General features: G+C 70.7%; 20 protein-coding genes and 1 tRNA gene. 18 read left to right on the plus strand and 3 right to left on the minus strand.

The window, feature by feature from the left end; genetic code table 11:
* Positions 1-16: 16 nt before the first annotated feature.
* From SMD20_RS35810 to SMD20_RS35890, 17 genes are all read left to right on the plus strand, one after another.
* Positions 17-619, plus strand: coding sequence for a SurA N-terminal domain-containing protein (locus SMD20_RS35810; protein WP_329589788.1), 603 nt, complete (start codon positions 17-19; stop codon positions 617-619).
* 3 nt (positions 620-622) lie between these two features.
* On the plus strand, positions 623-1,564 hold the full coding sequence (locus SMD20_RS35815) for a MazG family protein (protein ID WP_329589790.1): 942 nt from the start codon (positions 623-625) through the stop codon (positions 1,562-1,564).
* Between the two features lie 208 nt (positions 1,565-1,772).
* Entirely contained in the window at positions 1,773-3,050 is a 1,278-nt protein-coding gene (gene eno, locus SMD20_RS35820; RefSeq protein ID WP_329589792.1) for a phosphopyruvate hydratase, read from the plus strand.
* A gap of 60 nt (positions 3,051-3,110) precedes the next feature.
* Positions 3,111-3,620 carry an FtsB family cell division protein gene (locus SMD20_RS35825; protein ID WP_329589794.1) on the plus strand — a complete coding sequence of 170 codons (510 nt, stop codon included), beginning with the start codon at positions 3,111-3,113 and terminating at the stop codon, positions 3,618-3,620.
* Positions 3,610-4,098 (plus strand): DUF501 domain-containing protein, encoded by a 489-nt coding sequence (locus SMD20_RS35830; protein ID WP_329589796.1) that lies wholly within the window; start codon positions 3,610-3,612, stop codon positions 4,096-4,098. The genes SMD20_RS35825 and SMD20_RS35830 overlap by 11 nt, the downstream gene beginning before the upstream one ends.
* On the plus strand, positions 4,089-5,036 hold the full coding sequence (locus SMD20_RS35835; RefSeq protein WP_329589798.1) for a Ppx/GppA phosphatase family protein: 948 nt from the start codon (positions 4,089-4,091) through the stop codon (positions 5,034-5,036). The genes SMD20_RS35830 and SMD20_RS35835 overlap by 10 nt, the downstream gene beginning before the upstream one ends.
* Before the next feature lie 177 nt (positions 5,037-5,213).
* The gene (locus SMD20_RS35840; RefSeq protein ID WP_329589800.1) at positions 5,214-6,380 is read left to right on the plus strand and encodes a hypothetical protein; all 1,167 of its coding nucleotides are present in this window, start codon (positions 5,214-5,216) and stop codon (positions 6,378-6,380) included.
* Between the two features lie 100 nt (positions 6,381-6,480).
* Positions 6,481-6,807, plus strand: a complete 327-nt coding sequence (locus SMD20_RS35845; RefSeq protein ID WP_329589802.1) for a PadR family transcriptional regulator — start codon at positions 6,481-6,483, stop codon at positions 6,805-6,807.
* Complete coding sequence (locus tag SMD20_RS35850; RefSeq protein WP_329589806.1) at positions 6,804-7,670, plus strand: hypothetical protein; 867 nt, start codon at positions 6,804-6,806, stop codon at positions 7,668-7,670. The genes SMD20_RS35845 and SMD20_RS35850 overlap by 4 nt, the downstream gene beginning before the upstream one ends.
* A gap of 18 nt (positions 7,671-7,688) precedes the next feature.
* Positions 7,689-8,483: a uracil-DNA glycosylase gene (locus tag SMD20_RS35855; RefSeq protein WP_329589808.1), complete on the plus strand. Its 795-nt coding sequence runs from the start codon at positions 7,689-7,691 to the stop codon at positions 8,481-8,483.
* Positions 8,484-8,575: 92 nt separating this feature from the next.
* Complete coding sequence (locus SMD20_RS35860) at positions 8,576-9,892, plus strand: NAD(P)/FAD-dependent oxidoreductase (RefSeq protein ID WP_329589809.1); 1,317 nt, start codon at positions 8,576-8,578, stop codon at positions 9,890-9,892.
* Positions 9,893-9,971: 79 nt separating this feature from the next.
* Positions 9,972-10,484 carry a glycine cleavage system protein R gene (locus SMD20_RS35865; RefSeq protein WP_329589811.1) on the plus strand — a complete coding sequence of 171 codons (513 nt, stop codon included), beginning with the start codon at positions 9,972-9,974 and terminating at the stop codon, positions 10,482-10,484.
* Positions 10,481-11,023: a peptide deformylase gene (locus SMD20_RS35870; RefSeq protein WP_329589812.1), complete on the plus strand. Its 543-nt coding sequence runs from the start codon at positions 10,481-10,483 to the stop codon at positions 11,021-11,023. The genes SMD20_RS35865 and SMD20_RS35870 overlap by 4 nt, the downstream gene beginning before the upstream one ends.
* Before the next feature lie 49 nt (positions 11,024-11,072).
* A tRNA-Leu gene (locus SMD20_RS35875) sits at positions 11,073-11,145 on the plus strand.
* 170 nt (positions 11,146-11,315) lie between these two features.
* Positions 11,316-12,110: a Bax inhibitor-1/YccA family protein gene (locus SMD20_RS35880; RefSeq protein WP_329589814.1), complete on the plus strand. Its 795-nt coding sequence runs from the start codon at positions 11,316-11,318 to the stop codon at positions 12,108-12,110.
* Between the two features lie 166 nt (positions 12,111-12,276).
* Entirely contained in the window at positions 12,277-12,510 is a 234-nt protein-coding gene (locus tag SMD20_RS35885; RefSeq protein WP_080045101.1) for a DUF4287 domain-containing protein, read from the plus strand.
* A 64-nt stretch (positions 12,511-12,574) separates the two neighbouring features.
* On the plus strand, positions 12,575-12,982 hold the full coding sequence (locus SMD20_RS35890; protein ID WP_329589818.1) for a PPOX class F420-dependent oxidoreductase: 408 nt from the start codon (positions 12,575-12,577) through the stop codon (positions 12,980-12,982).
* 44 nt (positions 12,983-13,026) lie between these two features.
* On the opposite strand, the gene SMD20_RS35895 is transcribed toward SMD20_RS35890, so the two are convergent.
* The 3 genes from SMD20_RS35895 to SMD20_RS35905 all read right to left on the minus strand — a co-directional run bounded on the left by SMD20_RS35895 (position 13,027) and on the right by SMD20_RS35905 (position 16,798).
* Positions 13,027-14,244 (minus strand): acetyl-CoA C-acetyltransferase, encoded by a 1,218-nt coding sequence (locus SMD20_RS35895; protein ID WP_329589820.1) that lies wholly within the window; start codon positions 14,242-14,244, stop codon positions 13,027-13,029.
* 78 nt (positions 14,245-14,322) lie between these two features.
* A complete protein-coding gene (locus tag SMD20_RS35900) occupies positions 14,323-15,669 on the minus strand; it encodes an outer membrane protein assembly factor BamB family protein (protein ID WP_329589822.1) in 1,347 nt (448 codons plus the stop codon).
* A gap of 145 nt (positions 15,670-15,814) precedes the next feature.
* A complete protein-coding gene (locus SMD20_RS35905) occupies positions 15,815-16,798 on the minus strand; it encodes an SGNH/GDSL hydrolase family protein (RefSeq protein ID WP_329589824.1) in 984 nt (327 codons plus the stop codon).
* A 127-nt stretch (positions 16,799-16,925) separates the two neighbouring features.
* Here SMD20_RS35905 and SMD20_RS35910 point away from each other — a divergent pair, with 127 nt between their 5' ends.
* Positions 16,926-18,296, plus strand: coding sequence for a cystathionine beta-synthase (locus SMD20_RS35910; RefSeq protein WP_329589826.1), 1,371 nt, complete (start codon positions 16,926-16,928; stop codon positions 18,294-18,296).
* Positions 18,297-18,316: the final 20 nt, after the last annotated feature.

The following is an 18,316-nucleotide window of genomic DNA, read 5'->3' on the forward strand; positions in this document are numbered from 1 at the left end:
TCGGAAAGGGACGCATGTGAAGTCGATACGAGTGGCGGTTGCCGCCGCCGCGGCGGGCCTGGCCCTGACCGCCTGCTCTTCCCCCTCCCCTGTCGGGGCCGCGGCCGTGGTCGGCGACGACCGCATCACGGTGAGCGAGGTCAACGCGGACGCGCAGGCGTACAAGGCGGCGCTCCAGCGCAACAACCTCAGCGAGGCGGACCTCGGCGGGGTCCCGGTCAGCCATGTCGTGCTCCAGCGCCTGCTCAACGTGGCCGTCACCGAGCAGCTGCTGACCCGCTACAACGTGCAGGTCAGCGAGACCGAGGTCGACGCGGCGATCAAGGATCCCGGCCAGTTCCAGTCGGCCGAGATCAACCTGCTGTCGCAGGGCGTGGTGCCGTCCGACGCGCGCGACTACGGGCGGGCGATGGTGGGGCTGGCCAAGCTGCAGCAGCAGTTCGGCGGCGAGAGCGGGCAGCAGCGGCTGGCCCAGGAGTTCAACGCGATCAAGCCGGTGGTCAACCCGCGCTACGGCACGCTCAACCCGCAGCGCTCGCAGGCCAACCCCGGGCCGTTCGTGGACGCGGGCCGCTTCGGCAAGCAGTCGGACGCCGCCGCGCAGACCCCGCAGGGCTAGCCCGTGCCGCTCGTCGTCGTCACCACCTCGCCCAGGGTCGCCCCCGGGCTGCTGAGCCATCAGGCGTGGGAGGCGCTGCGCTCCGGTCCCGTGCTGACAGGGAACGCGGCGCACCCGCAGCTCCCCTACCTCGCCGAGGCCGGCGTCGAGGTCGAGGTGGTCGAGCCCGACCCGCGGGCGCTGGCCGCGCGGGCGGCCGGCGAGACCGTGGTGTGGCTGGCCGGGTCGGGCTCGGAGACCGGCGACGAGGAGTTCATGCGGGCGGTCGGGCACGCCGCCGTGGCGATGGCCGACCCGCCGCTGATCGAGGTCGTGCCCGGCTCGTACGACCTGCCGGGCGCGCGGGTGCTCGACCTCGTCGCGGTGATGGACCGGCTGCGCACCGAGTGCCCGTGGGATCGCGGGCAGACGCACGAGTCGCTGGTGCCCTACCTGCTCGAAGAGGCGTACGAGGTCTTGGAGACCATCGAGCAGGGCGACCACCGGGCGCTCCGCGAGGAGCTGGGCGACCTGCTGCTGCAGGTCGTCTTCCACGCCAGGGTGGCCGAGGACTTCGACGTCGACGACGTGGCGGCCGGCATCGTCGACAAGCTCGTACGCCGCCACCCGCACGTCTTCGGCTCGGTACGGGCCGAGAGCGCCGACCAGGTCAACGACAACTGGGAGGCCATCAAGGCGGCCGAGCGGGCGGCGAAGGGACGCGAGTCGGCGCTCGACGGCGTACCGATGGGCCAGCCGGCGCTGTCGCTCGCCGCCCAGCTCATCCGCAGGGCCGAGCGGGCCGGCGCGCCCGAGTCGCTGGCGGCCGGGGTCGGCCAGGGCGTGGCCCGCGAGCTGTTCGACCTGGTCCGCCGGGCCGGGGAGGCCGGGCTCGACGCCGAGGCGGAGCTGCGCGCCGCGGCCCGCGCCTACCGCGACCGCGTCCACGCGTGGGAGCGCCGCTGACCCGCCGCGCGCCTGACCGACTGACCCGCCGCGCGCCTGACCGACTGAATCGCCACGCGCTGACCGACTGAATCGCCACGCGCTGACCGACTGAATCGCCACGCGCCTGACCGACTGAATCGCCACGCGCCTGACCGGCGACCTGCCTCGGCGGGCCGGACCGATAGGCTCTGAAGGCATATCGTCTTCCGATTTAGGAGCGCATCCCGTGGCTACCATCGAGGTCGTATACGCTCGCGAGATCCTCGACTCCCGGGGCAACCCCACGGTCGAGGTCGAGGTGGTGCTCGACGACGGCAGCACCGGCCGCGCGGCCGTGCCGAGCGGGGCGTCCACCGGCCAGTTCGAGGCGGTCGAGCTGCGTGACGGCGGCAAGCGTTACGGCGGCAAGGGCGTGGAGAAGGCCGTTCTCGCCGTCACCGACGAGATCTTCGAGGAGATCGGCGGCATTGAGGCCGAGGACCAGCGCATCATCGACCAGATCATGATCGATCTGGACGGCACGCCCAACAAGTCCAAGCTCGGTGCCAACGCCATCCTCGGCGTGTCGCTGGCCGTGGCCAAGGCCGCCGCCGACAGCGCCGAGCTGCCGTTGTTCCGCTACCTGGGCGGCCCCAACGCGCACGTGCTGCCGGTGCCGATGATGAACATCCTCAACGGCGGCGCGCACGCCGACACCAACGTGGACATCCAGGAGTTCATGATCGCGCCGATCGGCGCGGAGACCTTCCGCGAGGCCGTGCGGATGGGCACCGAGGTCTACCAGGCGCTGAAGAGCGTGCTCAAGGAGAAGGGCTACGCCACCGGCCTGGGCGACGAGGGCGGCTTCGCCCCCAACCTGCCCTCCAACCGCGACGCGCTCGACCTGATCCTCGTCGCCATCGAGCGGGCCGGCTACACGCCGGGCGAGGACGTCGCGCTCGCCCTCGACGTGGCCGCCACCGAGTTCCACAAGGACGGCGTCTACACGATCGACGGCAAGGGCCTGTCGGCGCAGGAGCTCATCGCCTTCTACGAGGACCTGGTCGCCAACTACCCGCTGGTGTCCATCGAGGACCCGCTCGACGAGGAGGACTGGGAGGGCTGGAAGGCCATCACCGCCTCGCTCGGCGACAAGGTGCAGCTCGTCGGCGACGACCTGTTCGTCACCAACCCCGAGCGGCTGGAGCGCGGCATCGAGGCGGGCGCGGCCAACGCCCTGCTGGTCAAGGTCAACCAGATCGGCACGCTGTCGGAGACGCTCGACGCCGTCGACCTCGCCCACCGCAGCGGCTACCGGTGCATGATGAGCCACCGCTCCGGCGAGACCGAGGACACGACGATCGCCGACCTCGCGGTGGCGGTCAACTGCGGGCAGATCAAGACCGGCGCGCCCGCCCGTTCCGACCGGGTCGCCAAGTACAACCAGCTGCTGCGCATCGAGGAGCTCCTCGACGACGCCGCCCGCTACGCGGGTCGTTCGGCGTTCCCGCGTTTCCGGCGCTAGTTTCGAGTGACGACTCGCGGGTACTCCCGCGAGTCGTTCCGAAAGGGGGGTGTGGCAGCAGTGGCGAAGAGGCCGCAGCTCACCGGGCGGGCCGCCATCCTGGCCGTCGTGGTGTGCGCGATCGCGATGAGCCTCGCCTACCCTGTGCGCGAGTACATCAGCCTGCGCCGCAGCATCTCCGAGCTGCGCGCGGAGAAGGCCAGGGTCGAGGCGGAGAAGCAGGCGCTGCTGGCCAGGGACCAGCAGGCCAACGACCCCAACTGGATCAAGAAGACGGCCAAGGAACGGCTGCACTACTGCGGGCCCGGCGAGAAGTGCTTCGTCGTGATGGAGCCCGGCGAGGACGAGCGGCGGACGACGGTCAAGCAGCCGGCGACGGCGCCGCCGTGGTACCAGACGTTGTGGGAGTCCGTGGAGGCCGCCGACGCGGGCACCGGCCGCCGGGCCGTCACGGCCCCCACCGCCCAGCCGAGTACGACCCCGAGCACGAAGCCCACCACCGAGCCCACCACCGGGCCCACTACTGGGTCCACTCCTGGGCCGACGAAGAAGGAAAGCGTTGGACAGTAAAGACGTCGAGGTCGTCCGGCAGCAGCTCGGCCGGCCGCCCCGAGGGCTGCGCGGGGTGGCGCACCGCTGCCCGTGCGGCAATCCCGACGTGGTGGAGACCGCGCCGCGGCTGCCCGACGGCTCGCCGTTCCCGACCCTCTACTACCTGACCTGCCCGAAGGCGGCCTCGGCCATCGGCACGCTGGAGGGCTCCGGCCTGATGCGCGAGATGCAGGCGCGGCTCGCCACGGACCCGGAGCTGGCCGCCGCCTACCAGGCCGCGCACGACGACTACGTGGCCAGGCGGGACGCGGCGGCCGAGGAGGAGGGCCTGGACCCGCTCCCGCGCGACATGCAGAGCACCGGAGGCATGCCGAAGCGGGTCAAGTGCCTGCACGCGCTCGTCGCGCACGAGCTGGCGGCGCCCGGTGTCAACCCGATCGGCAGGGAGGCGCTGGACGCCCTCCCCGAGTGGTGGAGTGACGGACCATGCGTGTAGCCGCCGTCGACTGCGGCACCAACTCCGTACGCCTGCTCATCGCGGACGTCGGCGACGACCAGATCGACGACGTCGAGCGGCGGATGGAGATCGTCCGCCTCGGGCAGGGCGTCGACCGGACCGGCCGGCTGGCGCCCGACGCCCTGGAGCGCACGTTCAAGGCCATGCGCGGCTACCAGGAGCTGATCGAGCGGCACGACGCGAGCGCGACCCGCGTCGTGGCGACGAGCGCGACCAGGGACGCCGCCAACCGCGAGGACTTCGTGGCCGGGGTGCGCGAGATCTTCGGCGTCGAGCCCGAGGTCGTGACCGGGGCCGAGGAGGCCGAGCTGTCGTTCACCGGGGCGACGAGGGGCCTGGTGCGGCTGTCGCCGGAGACCGAGGTGCCCGAGGGCCCGCTGCCCCCCTACCTGGTGGTGGACATCGGCGGCGGGTCCACCGAGTTCGTGGTGGGCGAGCGGCACGCCGAGGCGGCGCTGTCGGTGGACATCGGCTGCGTGCGGCTGACCGAGCGGCACCTCAAGGACGCCGGCGACCCGCCGCCCGCGCGGGCGCTGGAGGCCGTGGTGGCCGACATCGAGGCGGCGCTGGACCGGGTGGAGGCGGAGGTGCCGGTCCGCCGTGCCCACACGCTCGTGGGTCTGGCCGGCTCCGTGACGACGGTCGCGGGCATCGCGCTCGCCCTGCCCGCGTACGAGCCGGAGCGCATTCACCACGCGCGCCTGTCGGCCGGGCAGGTGCACGAGGTGACGCGGCGGCTGCTTGAGATGACGCATGGTGAGCGGGCCGCGCTGCCGGTGATGCATCCGGGCCGGGTCGACGTCATCGGGGCGGGCGCGCTCATTCTGGACCGGATCGTCCGCCGTTTTGCGTTTTCGCAGGTCATTGTCAGTGAACACGACATCTTGGATGGTATTGCCTGGTCGCTTGCCCGTTAGGTGTCGCGAAATACGGACATTACGGATCTTCGTCCGTGTTGAGTGTGCAATCATATTTGTGCTTAGGTGAAGGAGCATTACGGGGGCTTTGCCATATTGCCGTGCACGGAAAGTGTCGGCGTGGCGACCGTTCCCGAGCGCGTCCTTTTCCCTCACACGGAATGGAGCACTCTCACCATGAAGTTCTCTGGGTTAACCGCTCGCAGGGCGGCGGCGTTCGGCGCGTCGGCCGCGGTGCTCGCCACCCTGACCGCCGGGCTCGTCGCCGGTCCCGCGCAGGCGGCCACGGCCGGCAAGACCGGTGTCAAGGTCTCGGCGACCGCGCCCAAGGCCAAGCCGGGCAAGTTCGAGGGCGACTGTCCCGTCAAGGTCAGCTTCTCGGCGAAGATCAAGGTGTCCCTCAAGGGCAAGACCGATCTGGCCTACCGCTGGCTGCACGGTGACGGGTCCAAGAGCAAGGTCAGCGTGATCAAGCTCAAGGGCAAGGGCACCAAGTCGGTGACCGTCCGGCAGTCGATCACCTTCAAGGAGGACGTGAAGGGCTGGGAGGCCGTCCAGGTCCTCTCCCCGAAGAAGTTCGTCACCAAGAAGGGCTACTTCTCCGTATCCTGCGCCGAGGCGGAGCAGGAGAGGGAGCCGAAGGTCGACATCCACCTCCCCGGCCACGCTTCGGTGTCGGCGAGCGCCTGGGCGAACCCCGACTCCTACGTCGGCGTCTGCAGCCCCGGCAACAAGATCGGCTTCACCGGCCTGATCAAGGCCGACCGGCCGACCTGGGTCAAGTACCGCTGGGTGCTCAACGGTGACGCCGTCGACTACGGCAAGGTGAAGGTCCGCCACGCCACCAAGGTCGGCTTCGGCTTCTCGCCGCGCGAGAGCCACCGTGGCTGGGCTCAGCTGCAGATCCTCGGTCCCGACCGTGCCTACTCCAACCGGGCCTCGTACTCGGTCTGGTGCAAGGACCCGGCTCCCGCTCCCGTGAGCAAGGTCGCGGTGTCCGGTCTGGTGACCGCCACCAACCACGACGGGTGCAAGCTGGGCGCGCACGCCACCGTGAGCACCACCGGCTCGGCCAAGGTCTCCTGGACCTGGCGGGTGAACGGTGTCTCCGTGTCCTCGGGCGAGTCGTTCTTCCGCGGCTCCGACTCGAAGACCGTGACGCTGCCCGAGAGCGCGCTGGTCGGTGAGGCCACCAAGGGCGGCAGGGTCAGCCTGACGGTGAGCGGCCCGAACAACACCGAGTCGATCTTCCAGTCGTACGCGGCCTGCAAGGTCGTGACGACGCAGGCGCCCGCCACGCAGGCGCCCGCGACGGACGCTCCGGCTCCGTCCTCCGCCGCCTGAGCGACGGGTTCGACCTAGTTCGAAGAACCGGGTGGCCGCCTTGTGCGCCACCCGGTTTCTCGTTTGCCACTACCGCGCATTGCACAGTAGTGTGCATGGCGTGGACAGCAGCCAGCTCCTCAAGGGCGTGCTCGACCTGGCCGTCCTGGCGGTGCTCGACGAGCGCGACGGCTACGGCTACGACGTCGTGCGCAGGCTCAGGGAGGCGGGCCTCGTGGAGGTCGGCGACGCCTCCGTTTACGGCACCCTGCGCCGCCTCTTCAAGGCGGGCGCCCTGACCTCCTACGTGATGGCCTCCGACGAGGGGCCGCACCGCAAGTACTACGGGCTCAACGAGACCGGCAGAAGCATGTACGCCGCCCAGGCCAATACCTGGAACTCGTTCGTGGCCACCATGGCATCCCTGCTGAAGGAGGGACGAGGATGACCCCCGCCCAGTACGCCCGGGCCGTACGCGAGGCCGTGGGCGACCACCCCGACCGCGAGGAACTGCTGGAGGACCTGGACGACCATCTGGCCGAGATCGCGGCCGAGTCGCCGGGCCTGCCGCTGGAGGACCGGCTGGGCCCGCCGGCCGTCTACGCCGAGGAGCTCATGGCCGCCTACGGGGGCCGCGCGCAGAGCCGCCGCGCCCGCCGGTTCCGCCCGCGCGCGTGGGCGAGCCGGGCGCACACGGCCCTGCTGCGCCACGGGCCCTACCGGAGCCTCACGGCCTTCCTGCCCGAGCTGCGGCCCGGCTGGTGGGTGCTGCGCGGCTACCTGCTGGCCATGCTGCTGGTCTCGCTCTACGGCTACGGCCGCGCCGTCCCCGAGAACCCGGCCGACTGGGCCGTGGTGGCGGTTCTGGTGTGGGCGTCGGTGTGGTTCGGCCGGCGGCGCGGTGGCCGCCCGGCCGCCCTGCTCGCCGGCGGGCTCAACGCGCTCGCCGCGATCGCCCTGATCGCCGGCCTGACCGCGGTCAAGCCGCTCGGCGCCGATCCCGCGCCCGTCGCCTACGCCGCCCAGCCCGTCTCGAGGGTGCTCCTGATGAACTCGTCGAGCTCCGACGGCGTGGCGAACATCCGGCCGTACGCCAAGGACGGCACCCCGCTCACCGACGTCTACCTCTACGACCAGGACGGCAACCCCGTCATCACCGACCCGGAGAGTCAGGGTTACACCGTCGACCGCTCGTGCGGGGAGCCGGTGCTCAATCGCTACCCGCTGCCGCTCAAGAAGGAGAGCTTCGAACCGGAGCCCTCGCCCACGCCGACCGCCTGCCCCACGCCGAGTCCGGAGCGTACGAAATGATCAGGCACCATCGATGTCATGAGCTTCGTACCACCGGGCACCGGCTGGCCGGGCGATCCCGCCACCGCTGACACCCCCGTCGCGCACGACCCCGACGGCGTGCGCCGCCTCGCCGCCGGCAGCGACGACCTCGCGGAGCTCACCGCCAGGCAGTCGGTCTGCCGGGCCTGTCCCCGCCTCGTGGAGTGGCGGGAGGAGGTGGCCACGGTGAAGCGGCGCGCGTTCGCGGACGAGACGTACTGGGGCCGTCCCGTTCCCGGCTGGGGCGCCGAGCGGCCGCGCGTCCTGCTGGTCGGGCTGGCCCCGGCCGCGCACGGCGGCAACCGCACCGGCCGGATCTTCACCGGCGACCGCAGCGGCGACTGGCTGTTCGCCTCGCTGTACCGCGCCGGGCTGGCGGAGCGGGAGACCAGCACGTACGCGGGCGACGGCCAGCGGCTCATCGGCACGCGGGTGGTGGCCTCGGTGCGCTGCGCGCCTCCCGCGAACAAGCCCACGCCCGAGGAGAAGGCCGCCTGCTTCCCGTGGATGGCGCGGGAGCTGGCGCTGGTCGCGCCGTACGTGCGGGTAGTGGTGGCGCTCGGCGGCTACGCCTGGCAGGCCATGTGGCCGGCGCTCAGGGAGGCGGGCTACGAGCTGCCGCGCGGCCGCCCGCCGTTCGGGCACGGCGCCGAGGTGGAGGTCCGGTACGGCGACGCGCCGGTCACCCTGCTCGGCTGCTACCACCCGAGCCAGCAGAACACCTTCACCGGCCGGGTCACCGCCCAGATGCTGGACTCGATCTTCGAGAAGGCCAGGTCAATGGCACTGTGACGCGTCCCACCATGCCCGGGGTGGCTTCTTCATCTCCCCCTGACATAACCTTGTGAATGCTTTCACAAGCAGACGAGGGATGGGGCCTCAAGATGAACAAGCACATTCTCATCGTCGGCGGTGGATACGTCGGCCTCTACACGGCGCTCCGGCTGCAGCGCAAGCTCTCTCGCGAGCTGCGCGGCGGCGAGGTGCACATCACGATCATCGATCCCCAGTCCTACATGACGTACCAGCCGTTCCTCCCGGAGGCGGCGGCCGGCAACCTCTCGCCCCGGCACCTGGTGGCGCCGCTGCGGCGGGTCCTGCCGAAGGTACGCATCCTGAACGGCACCGTCACCACCGTCAAGCACGGCGACCGCGTGGTGACCTTCCAGCCGGCCGAGGGCGAGCCGCGCCAGATCGCCTACGACGTGCTCGTCATGGCGGCCGGGTCCATCTCCCGCACGCTGCCCATCCCCGGCCTGACCGACATCGGCATCGGCTTCAAGACCGTCGGCGAGGCCATCGCGCTGCGCAACCGCGTGCTGCACCTGCTGGACGTGGCCGAGTCGACCGAGGACCCCGAGGTGCGGCGCAGGGCGCTGACGTTCGTGGTGGTCGGCGCGGGCTTCGCGGGCGTGGAGGCGCTGGCCGAGCTGGAGGACATGGCCAAGGACTCCGTGCGCTACTACCGCAACATCAAGCCCTCCGACATCCGCTGGGTGCTCGTCGAGGCGACCAACAGGGTGCTGCCCGAGGTGGGCCCCGAGATGGGCAAGTGGACGCTGGAACAGCTCCGCGAACGCGGCATCGACGTGAGGCTGGAGACCCGGCTGGAGTCCTGCGAGGGCGGGCACGTGGTGCTCTCCGACGGCGCCGAGTTCGACGCCGAGACCCTGGTGTGGACGGCGGGCGTCAAGCCCAGCCCGGTCGTCAACGACAGCGACCTGCCGCTCGACGAGCGCGGCCGGATCAAGACCACCGCGCTGCTGACCGTGCACGCCAGCCCGGGCGCCTTCGCGGCAGGCGACGCGGCGGGCGTGCCCGACGTCACCAACCCCGGGCAGTACTGCGCGCCCAACGCCCAGCACGCGGTGCGCCAGGCCAAGGTGCTGGCCGACAACATCGTCCGCCACCTGCGCGGCCAGGAATTGGCGGAATACCGCCACAAGTATGTCGGATCGGTCGCCGGCCTCGGCCTGCATCAGGGTGTCGCCAATGTCTATGGCGTCAAGCTTCGCGGATTCCCTGCATGGTTCATGCACCGCACCTACCATCTGTCGCGGGTGCCTACGCTGAACCGCAAGGTCCGCGTCGTCGTCGACTGGACCCTGGCCCTGTTCTTCAAGCGCGAGACGATCTCCCTCGGTGAGATGGAGCACCCGCGCGAGGGCTTCAGGGCCGCCGTCGCGACGATGCGCCGCTAGCCCGGGTACGGCAAGCGCCCCGGCCGCGACGGCCGGGGCGTTCCGGCACCCCTGGCGCAAGCGGAAAGGGGTAGCACCGGTGGGGCTTTCAGCGGTGACCGTGCTCGGCGTGGACAGGCCCGGCGTGATCGCCGCCGTCACCGGTTCGCTCGCCGACTGCGGGGCGAACATCCAGGACTCGACCATGACGCTGCTCGGCGGGCATGTGGCCATGATGCTCCTGGTCTCCGGCGCCCTCGACTGCGACGAGGTGCTCAAGCGGCTGCGGACCTCCGACCTCGTGGTGACCGCCTCCGCCATCGAAGCCCGCCGGCACTTCTGCGAGGAAGGGGACGGCCTCGGTTACGTCCTCACCGTCCACGGCCCGGACCGGACCGGGATCGTCTCGGCCGTCAGCGCCGTGCTCGCCGCCGACGGCGGCAACATCACCGGCATGAGCACGCGGCTCACCGGGCGGCTCTATGTGCTCATCGCCGACGTCGAGCTGCCGAAGGAGGTGGACGTGGCGGCCCTCATGCGCAGGCTCGCGGCCGTCGGGGCCGGCCTCGACGCCGAGATAACCTTCCGCCCCGTAGAACCGGACCTGCTGTGACGGGCCCGGCCCCGGACCTCGGCTCCCGGGGAACGGCCAAAGACCTCCTGTGGGCGCCTCACCCCGCCCTGTCCGCCGTGGCCGCGCCGGTGGACCCGACCGACCCCGGCGTCGTGGCCGCCGCCGCCGATCTCCTCGCCACCCTGCGCGGCCTGCCGGCCACGACGGGGCTCGCGGCCCCTCAGATCGGCCTCAGCCGCCGTCTGATCGCCTTCGACACCGGACGGCACCCCCGGAGCCGTTCGTACGCCGGAGAGTGCGTTCTGGCCAATCCGCGCCTCGTCGGGGCCTCTCATTGGGATCATGGGCGTGAGGGGTGCGCGTCGATCGCCGGACTCACGGCGGACGTGCTGCGCGCCACCCGAATCACCGTACATGCGCATTTGCCAGGCACGGGGGAGGCCGTCACCATCGAAGCCGATGCCTTCGAAGCCCGCTGCATTCAGCACCAACTGGATCATCTGGACGGTCTACTCTTCTTGGACAGAGTGCCAGGAGCCCTATCACTTCACATCGAACTTCACAGTTGTGACTCTTGATGCGAAGTTGTGCTCCTCGGAAGCATGGTCCGTTTCGTATGATTGCGGCGCCCCCGTAGCCCAATGGCAGAGGCAAACCCCTTAAAAGGGTTGACGTGCGGGTTCGAATCCCGCCGGGGGCACCTGCTTCTACCATTGGAAATACGTTTTTCGACACGGTGGATGACCTTGGGAACTCCGCGACGGCCACGTTCGTTGTCATCGCTGCCGAAGTCCCCCACGAACCCGATCTGAGCGCGAGTTGACCAAGGTGCCGCCAGGCCCCGTAGGCTCGGCGACACAGGAGGCAGCGATGGAGAGCAAGAACCCCGTTTTCAGCAAGACCCGCCGACAGGCGGGAGCATGGTCAGGGCCGGCCCCGTCTCCTGACATGCTGCAGAACATGTACGACTCCCCGTCGTACGCACCCCCGAGCCGGCCCGCGTTCCGCACCATGACCCTCGACGACGTGGTGGTGCGCGGGTTCCTGACCCTCGGCACGCTGGTCCTCGCCGCCGCGGCGGCCTGGATACTCAACGTGCCGCCCATGTTCGCGATCGTCGGCGCGGTCGTGGCGCTGGTCCTGGGCCTGATCGCCTCGTTCACGCAGAGCACCAACCCGGCGCTGATCCTGGGCTACGCCTTCTTCGAGGGCATCTTCCTGGGCAAGATCAGCCAGCTCTTCGAGGGCGCCATCAGCGGCATCGTGCTGCAGGCGGTGCTCGGCACGGCCTTCGCCTTCGGCGCCGTGCTGGCCGTCTACGCGCTGCGGATCGTGCGGGTGACGCCCAAGCTGGTGAAGTTCACGATCGCGGCGGCCATGGCGGCCCTGGGCCTCGTGCTGGTCAACCTGCTGGTCAGCCTCTTCAACGACGGCGTCGGCCTCGGGCTGCGCACCGACAGCCCCATCGGCTGGGTGTTCAGCATCGTCATGATCCTGATCGGCTGCTTCTTCCTGCTGCTCGACTTCGACTCGGTCGAGCAGGGCGTCCGCCAGGGCGCGCCGGAGAAGTTCGCCTGGCAGTGCGCGTTCGGCCTGACGCTGAGCCTCGTCTGGATCTACCTGGAGGTTCTGCGCTTCGTCAGCTATTTCAGTGACGGTGACTGAGCGTAGGCATCGTCGTCACCTCCGAGGGCTCCGCGTTCACGCGGGGCCCTCTCTTTGTGCGACCGAAAATCTACGTGCCGTCACGGATTCCAGGCAGCCAGGGGCTTGCCTTTCGGTGGATGGTGTTGCAGTGTCAAGCAAAGGACCTTAATCCGCGGAGGTGCCCATGTCCTTGAACCACTCACCGGAGACGCAGACGAAGCTGATCGCAAGGGTCCCCACGATAACGGGACGCGAACTCCCCGAGTGGTTCCAAGCCATCGACAACGGCCCGTCATTCCTGAGGTGCGACGAGCGGGCCAACTGGCTCGCCGACGAGCACGGGCTGACCCACGGCTACGCCGCCGCCATCGTTCACGAGCACGAGCGGCACCGCCGTAACCGGATGGGCTTCATCTAAGCCCGTCACCGACCCGCGCCCGTGCCGTAAGCGCGGGCGCGTCGTCATGCGTCACCATGAGGTCATGGACCTCGACAAGGCAGTGGCCTTCCTCCGCGACAACCACAACGCCGTCCTGCTCACCCGACATCGCGATGGGCGCCCGCAGATGTCGCCGGTGACGGTCGGCGTGCAGGGGCCGCACATCGTCGTCAGCACGCGCGAGACGGCGTTCAAGACCCGCAACGTGCGGCACGACCCCCACGTGTCGCTGTGCGCCTTCACGAGCGCCTTCTACGGCGACTGGATCCAGGTCGACGGCACCGCCGAGGTCCTCTCGCTGCCCGAGGCCATGGAGCCGCTGATCACGTACTACCGCGACATCTCGGGCGAGCATCCCGACTGGGAGGACTACCGCGCCGCGATGGTCCGCGATCGGCGCGTCCTGCTGCGCATCACGCCGGTCTCCGCCGGCCCCGACCGGAGCGGTTGAGCGGTCCGGCGCCCGGCCCGCGGCCGGGCGCCGGAGCTCTTACGTCAGCTCAGGCGCTCCAGGAGCATGGCCATGCCCTGGCCGCCGCCCACGCACATCGTCTCCAGGCCGATGGTCTTGTCGTGGTGCTGGAGGCCGTTGATGAGCGTGGAGGTGATCCGGGCGCCGGTCATGCCGAACGGGTGGCCGACCGCGATGGCCCCGCCGTTGACGTTGAGCCGGTCGAGTTCGATGCCCAGCTCCTGGTAGGACGGGATGACCTGGGCCGCGAACGCCTCGTTGATCTCGACCAGGTCGACGTCCTCGATGGCCATCCCGGCCCGCGCCAGCGCCTGGCGGGTGGCGTCCACCGGGCCGAGGCCCATGATCTCCGGCGACAGGCCGGAGACGCCGGTGGAGATGATCCGGGCCAGCGGCGTGATGCCCAGCTCGGCCGCCTTGACGTCGCTCATGATCACCACGGCGGCGGCGCCGTCGTTGAGCGGGCAGCAGTTGCCGGCCGTGACCGTGCCGTCCGGGCGGAAGACCGGCGGGAGACCGGCGACCTTCTCGTACGTGGTGCCGGGCCGCGGCCCGTCGTCCCCGCTCACCACGGTGCCGTCGGGCAGCGTGACGGGCGTGATGTCCTTGGCCCAGAAGCCGTCGGCCAGCGCCTTCTCGGCGAGGTTCTGGGAGCGCACGCCGAACTCGTCCTGCTCCTGGCGGCTGACGCCGCGCAGCTGGGCGACGTTCTCGGCGGTCTGGCCCATCGCGACGTAGACGTCGGGGATGTCGCCGTCCTCGCGCGGGTCGTGCCAGGTCTTGCCGCCCTGCGTGAACGACTTGGTGCGGGCGAGGGCGTCCAGGAAGAGCGGGTTGTGCGTGTCGGGCAGCGAGTCGGAGTTGCCCTTGACGAAGCGCGAGACGGTCTCCACGCCCGCGGAGACGAACACGTCGCCCTCGCCCGCCTTGATGGCGTGGAAGGCCATGCGGGTGGTCTGGAGCGAGGAGGAGCAGTAGCGGGTCACGGTGGTGCCGGGCACGTCGTCGAGCCCGAGCAGCACCGCCACCACCCGGGCCATGTTGAAGCCCTGCTCGCCGCCGGGCAGGCCGCACCCCAGCATGATGTCGTCGATCGTGTGCGGATCGAGCTGGGGCACCTTGGCCAGGGCCGCCTGGATCATCTGCACGGTCAGGTCGTCGGGCCTGATGTCCTTGAGCGACCCCTTGAAGGCTCGTCCGATGGGCGAACGCGCGGTTGCGACGATGACTGCCTCGGGCATGGCCCCTCCTTTGTCGGCGGCTAATAGTAGAACTATATTCCAGTTCTTCGCGCAAGCCCCGCCGCCCCCCGGAAGGAATTACCCGTACATGCCCGGCGCGCTCTCGGTGTGGTCGTTGATCGCGTGCAGGGCCCCCTTCTCGTCGCGCCACAGCCGCCAGCCCGCCATGCTGCCGGTGAACCACGCCGGGGGCGGGCCCGCCGTGGTGACCCGCTCGCCGGTGGCGAGGTCGTACTCGCAGAGGGCCGCCGTCGAGTAGAAGCCCGGCGGCTGGCCCTTCAGCGGCAGCGGCTTGGGATCGGTGACGCAGAAGGACCAGCTCCGCTCCTCCTCCACCGGAGCCGGCCTGCCGGAGGTCAGGTCGTAGACCGAGCCCTTGGCGCCGTGGGTGAGGAAGCCCAGTTTGTCCATGCGCTCGGGAAAGGCCAGCCACCAGCCGGAGCCTGGCACGTCGGCCGCGCCGACCTGCCCCATCACCCGCCCCGACATCGAGTCGAGCCGGGCGAAGCCGCCGTAGGCGCCCTGGCGGTCCACCGGCCGCACCACGGGCGCGTAGCCGGGGTTGCCGCTGGGGTAGACGCGGACGACCGACGGGCGGATCCAGTTGATCGTGCCGTCGGCCCTGCGCAGCGAGAACAGCCCGAACGTGGACAGCCGCCTGGTGCTCGGGTCGGTGTAGGGGGCGACGTAGCCGACCAGGTCGTCGCCCGCCGCGCCGAACGCCCAGCCGCCCGACAGGTCGACGCCCGGCCCGAGCGCCTGCTCGATCGGCTGCTGCCACTGCAGCTTGCCGGTCTTGAGCTCGTACGACTCCACCATCGGATCGTCCGACAGCCGCAGCAGCAGCACCCGCGCCTGGTCGGACCACTCGACCTCGGAGATGCCCGGCAGCTTCCACACCGGCTTGCCGCTGGCCGGGTCGAGCACCACCGTGCGGGCCTTGGCCAGCGCCGTGTGCTCCGACAGGCAGACGTAGGGCCCGCAGCGCTGCGGCCCGAACGTGGAGTGGACCGGCCGGGTCCACTTCTGCACGCCGGAGTGCGCGTCGCGGGCCACCAGCGTGGCCTTCCACCGGCCCTTGCGCGCCGGGTCGAGCGCCACGACCACACCCTCGCCGCCGCCGGTCTCGACGATCGCGGGGGCGGAGACGCCCATGCCGGGCAGCCGGCCGGCCATCGTGGCCGGATAGGCCCACAGCCGCCGGCCGTCGCTCAGCCGGACGGCCACCGTCTCCAGCGAGCCGTCGGGCTTCATCGAGGTCGTGGTCACCACCCCGGCCGCCTCGGCCAGCCGGCTGACGACGTGGACCTGCGCGTTGTGCCAGGTGGGGAAGGCGGGGGTGGTGGCCGCGTCGCTGCCGGCGCACCCGGCGACGGCGAGGGTTGCGGCTAGGGCGACGGACGGCTTCCAGAGGGGCCGGAGCACGGGCGATACCTTCCAAAGGGACGACGAGTGACGGCTCGGGCGCGGAAGGTGACCGGCGCGGGGCGCGGTCGAGGGCACGCCACGCCGGAACGGGGGCGGGCCCCGGCCGCGCGCCGAGCCGCTCGCCGGGCCTGAACCGGGAGTGTCAGGCGTCGTTGAGCTGCTCGCCGAGCCTCCGGCGGAACAACGCGGCCCACTTGCCGTGCAGCCCCGTCGCCCGCCCGTCGACCCGGGTCGCGGTGACCTCGGTGCCGGGCTCCTCCGCGGCCGTGGCCGCCGCGAGGTAGATCGGTTGCAGTTCTTCGCCGCGTGCGGGGCGCGGCTCAGGCCACAACCCCAACGCAGCGCACACTGACGGTAGCACCGCGTAAGCGGCCTGCGCGTAACCTCGGGCAGATGGATGGAAACGATCGGGTCCGAACATTTCTGTCGGATTTGTCGCGAACTCCGGGCCGAGCGTGTCGGCGAAGGCCACCGTACGGCCGCCCGCGTCCACCACCGCCACCGTCTGGGCCGCCGCGAGCTGCCGGCTCCACCGCCGGGTCACCCACCGCAGCGGCTGCGCGATGGGACGCACTGTGCCGAGGTCGGGACAGGTGCCCACGATCACCTCGACGCCCGCCTCCCGCAGCCTGCGCACCGACTTGGTCAGATGACGCACGGCGATCGCGGGCGGCGTCTGGGTGATGATGTCGTTGGCCCCCACGAAGATCACCGCCACGTCCGGCTCCATGGCCAGCGCCCGGTCCACCTGCTCGCCCAGCTCCGCCGACGACGCGCCCGACCGGCCGGCCACGAGCAGCCGCACCGGGCGCTCGGACACCGCGGCCAGGCCGTTGGCGAGCAGCACGCCGGGCGTCTGCGCCGGGTCGGTCATGCCGAGACCCACCGACGTGGAGTCACCCAGCATCGCCAGCTTGATCGCCCTGCCGGGGAACATGCCGTACGTGCCGTCGGAAGGGGGTCCGTCCATGCCGTGCGGCCGGCCGATGGCCTTGCGCGCCAGCAGTCCCTCGGCGACCAGCAGCCCGTACGCGGTCGCTCCCAGTGCCGTCAGCCCGCCTCCTCCGAGCGCCGCCGCGGTGGCGATCCTGCGTGCGGCGCGCGCCATGCCAGCTGCCCAGACCACGTACGTCCCTCCCTGGTCGAACTCGGCGGTAGCGTTTGCTAGGAAACTAACCGAGGGCCTGCCACCCCGACCGGGTCTGAGCCTTCGGATAGCTGATCAAGCTTCGGCAAAGAAGGTGAACACCTCGGTGCGCGTTTACGATTCCCTGGTCGACCTCATGGGGAACACCCCGCTCGTCCGGCTGCACAAAGTGAGCGCGGGCCTGCCGGCCCAGGTGCTCGCCAAGGTCGAATACTTCAACCCGGGCGGATCCGTGAAGGACCGCATCGCGGTCCGCATGATCGAGGCCGCGGAGAAGTCGGGCGCGCTGCGGCCCGGCGGCGTCATCGTCGAGCCGACCTCCGGCAACACCGGGGTGGGGCTCGCCATCGTGGCCCAGCAGAAGGGCTACCGGTGCCTGTTCGTGGTGCCGGACAAGGTCGCCCAGGACAAGATCGCGGTGCTGCGGGCCTACGGCGCCGAGGTCGTGGTCTGCCCGACCGCCGTCTCGCCCGACCACCCCGACTCCTACTACTCGGTCTCCGACCGGCTGGCCCGCGAGGTGCCCAACGCCTGGAAGCCCGACCAGTACTCCAACCCCGACAACCCCGAGTCCCACTTCCACTCCACGGGACCCGAGATCTGGGCCGACACCGAGGGCGGCATCACCCACTTCGTCGCCGGCATCGGCACCGGCGGCACGATCAGCGGCACCGGCCGCTACCTCAAGGAGGTCTCCGGCGGCCGGGTGCGCGTCGTCGGGGCCGACCCCGAGGGCTCGGTCTACTCCGGCGGCAGCGGGCGGCCCTACCTGGTGGAAGGCGTCGGCGAGGACATCTGGCCGGCCACGTACGACACCACGATCTGCGACGAGATCATCGCGGTCTCCGACAAGGACTCCTTCACCATGACCCGCCGCCTCGCCCGCGAGGAGGGGCTGCTGGTCGGTGGCTCGTGCGGCATGGCCGTCGTCGCGGCGCTCCAGGTGGCGGCGCGGGCCAAGGAGGGCGACACCGTCGTCGTGCTGCTGCCCGACGGTGGCCGCGGCTACCTGTCGAAGATCTTCAACGACGACTGGATGGCCGACTACGGCTTCCTCACGACCAGCTCCGACGAGGGCCTCGTCGCCGACGTGCTGGCGCGCAAGGGGCCGGGCCTGCCGGAGTTCGTGCACGCCCACCCGCACGAGACGGTCGGCACGGCCATCTCGATCATGCGCGAGTACAGCGTGTCGCAGCTCCCGGTCATGAAGGAGGAACCGCCGGTCATGGCGGCCGAGGTCGTCGGCTCCATCGTCGAGCGCGACCTCCTCGAAGCCCTCTACCACGGCAGGCTCTCCTCCGAAGACCCGATCGCCGATCATATGTCCGCGCCGCTACCCACGATCGGCAGTGGTGAACCTGTGGCGCGTGCGGTGGAAGCGCTGGAGAAGGCGGATGCGGCGGTCGTGCTCGAGGACGGCAAGCCGTCCGGGCTGATCACCCGCCAGGACCTGCTCGCCTTCCTCGCCAACCACTGAGCCCGTCCCTGCCGCCCTGG

The organism is Nonomuraea sp. LP-02 (assembly GCF_036289125.1).
Lineage (GTDB): Bacteria > Actinomycetota > Actinomycetes > Streptosporangiales > Streptosporangiaceae > Nonomuraea > Nonomuraea bangladeshensis.

Bases quoted from the DNA above. Each gene is read 5' to 3' on its own strand.
- SMD20_RS35835 (WP_329589798.1), top strand. From the start codon at position 4,089: ATGCGTGTAGCCGCCGTCGACTGCGGCACCAACTCCGTACGCCTGCTC.
- SMD20_RS35840 (WP_329589800.1), top strand. From the start codon at position 5,214: ATGAAGTTCTCTGGGTTAACCGCTCGCAGGGCGGCGGCGTTCGGCGCG.
- SMD20_RS35850 (WP_329589806.1), top strand. From the start codon at position 6,804: ATGACCCCCGCCCAGTACGCCCGGGCCGTACGCGAGGCCGTGGGCGAC.
- SMD20_RS35855 (WP_329589808.1), top strand. From the start codon at position 7,689: ATGAGCTTCGTACCACCGGGCACCGGCTGGCCGGGCGATCCCGCCACC.
- SMD20_RS35860 (WP_329589809.1), top strand. From the start codon at position 8,576: ATGAACAAGCACATTCTCATCGTCGGCGGTGGATACGTCGGCCTCTAC.
- SMD20_RS35880 (WP_329589814.1), top strand. From the start codon at position 11,316: ATGGAGAGCAAGAACCCCGTTTTCAGCAAGACCCGCCGACAGGCGGGA.
- SMD20_RS35885 (WP_080045101.1), top strand. From the start codon at position 12,277: ATGTCCTTGAACCACTCACCGGAGACGCAGACGAAGCTGATCGCAAGG.
- SMD20_RS35890 (WP_329589818.1), top strand. From the start codon at position 12,575: ATGGACCTCGACAAGGCAGTGGCCTTCCTCCGCGACAACCACAACGCC.
- SMD20_RS35895 (WP_329589820.1), bottom strand. From the start codon at position 14,244: ATGCCCGAGGCAGTCATCGTCGCAACCGCGCGTTCGCCCATCGGACGA.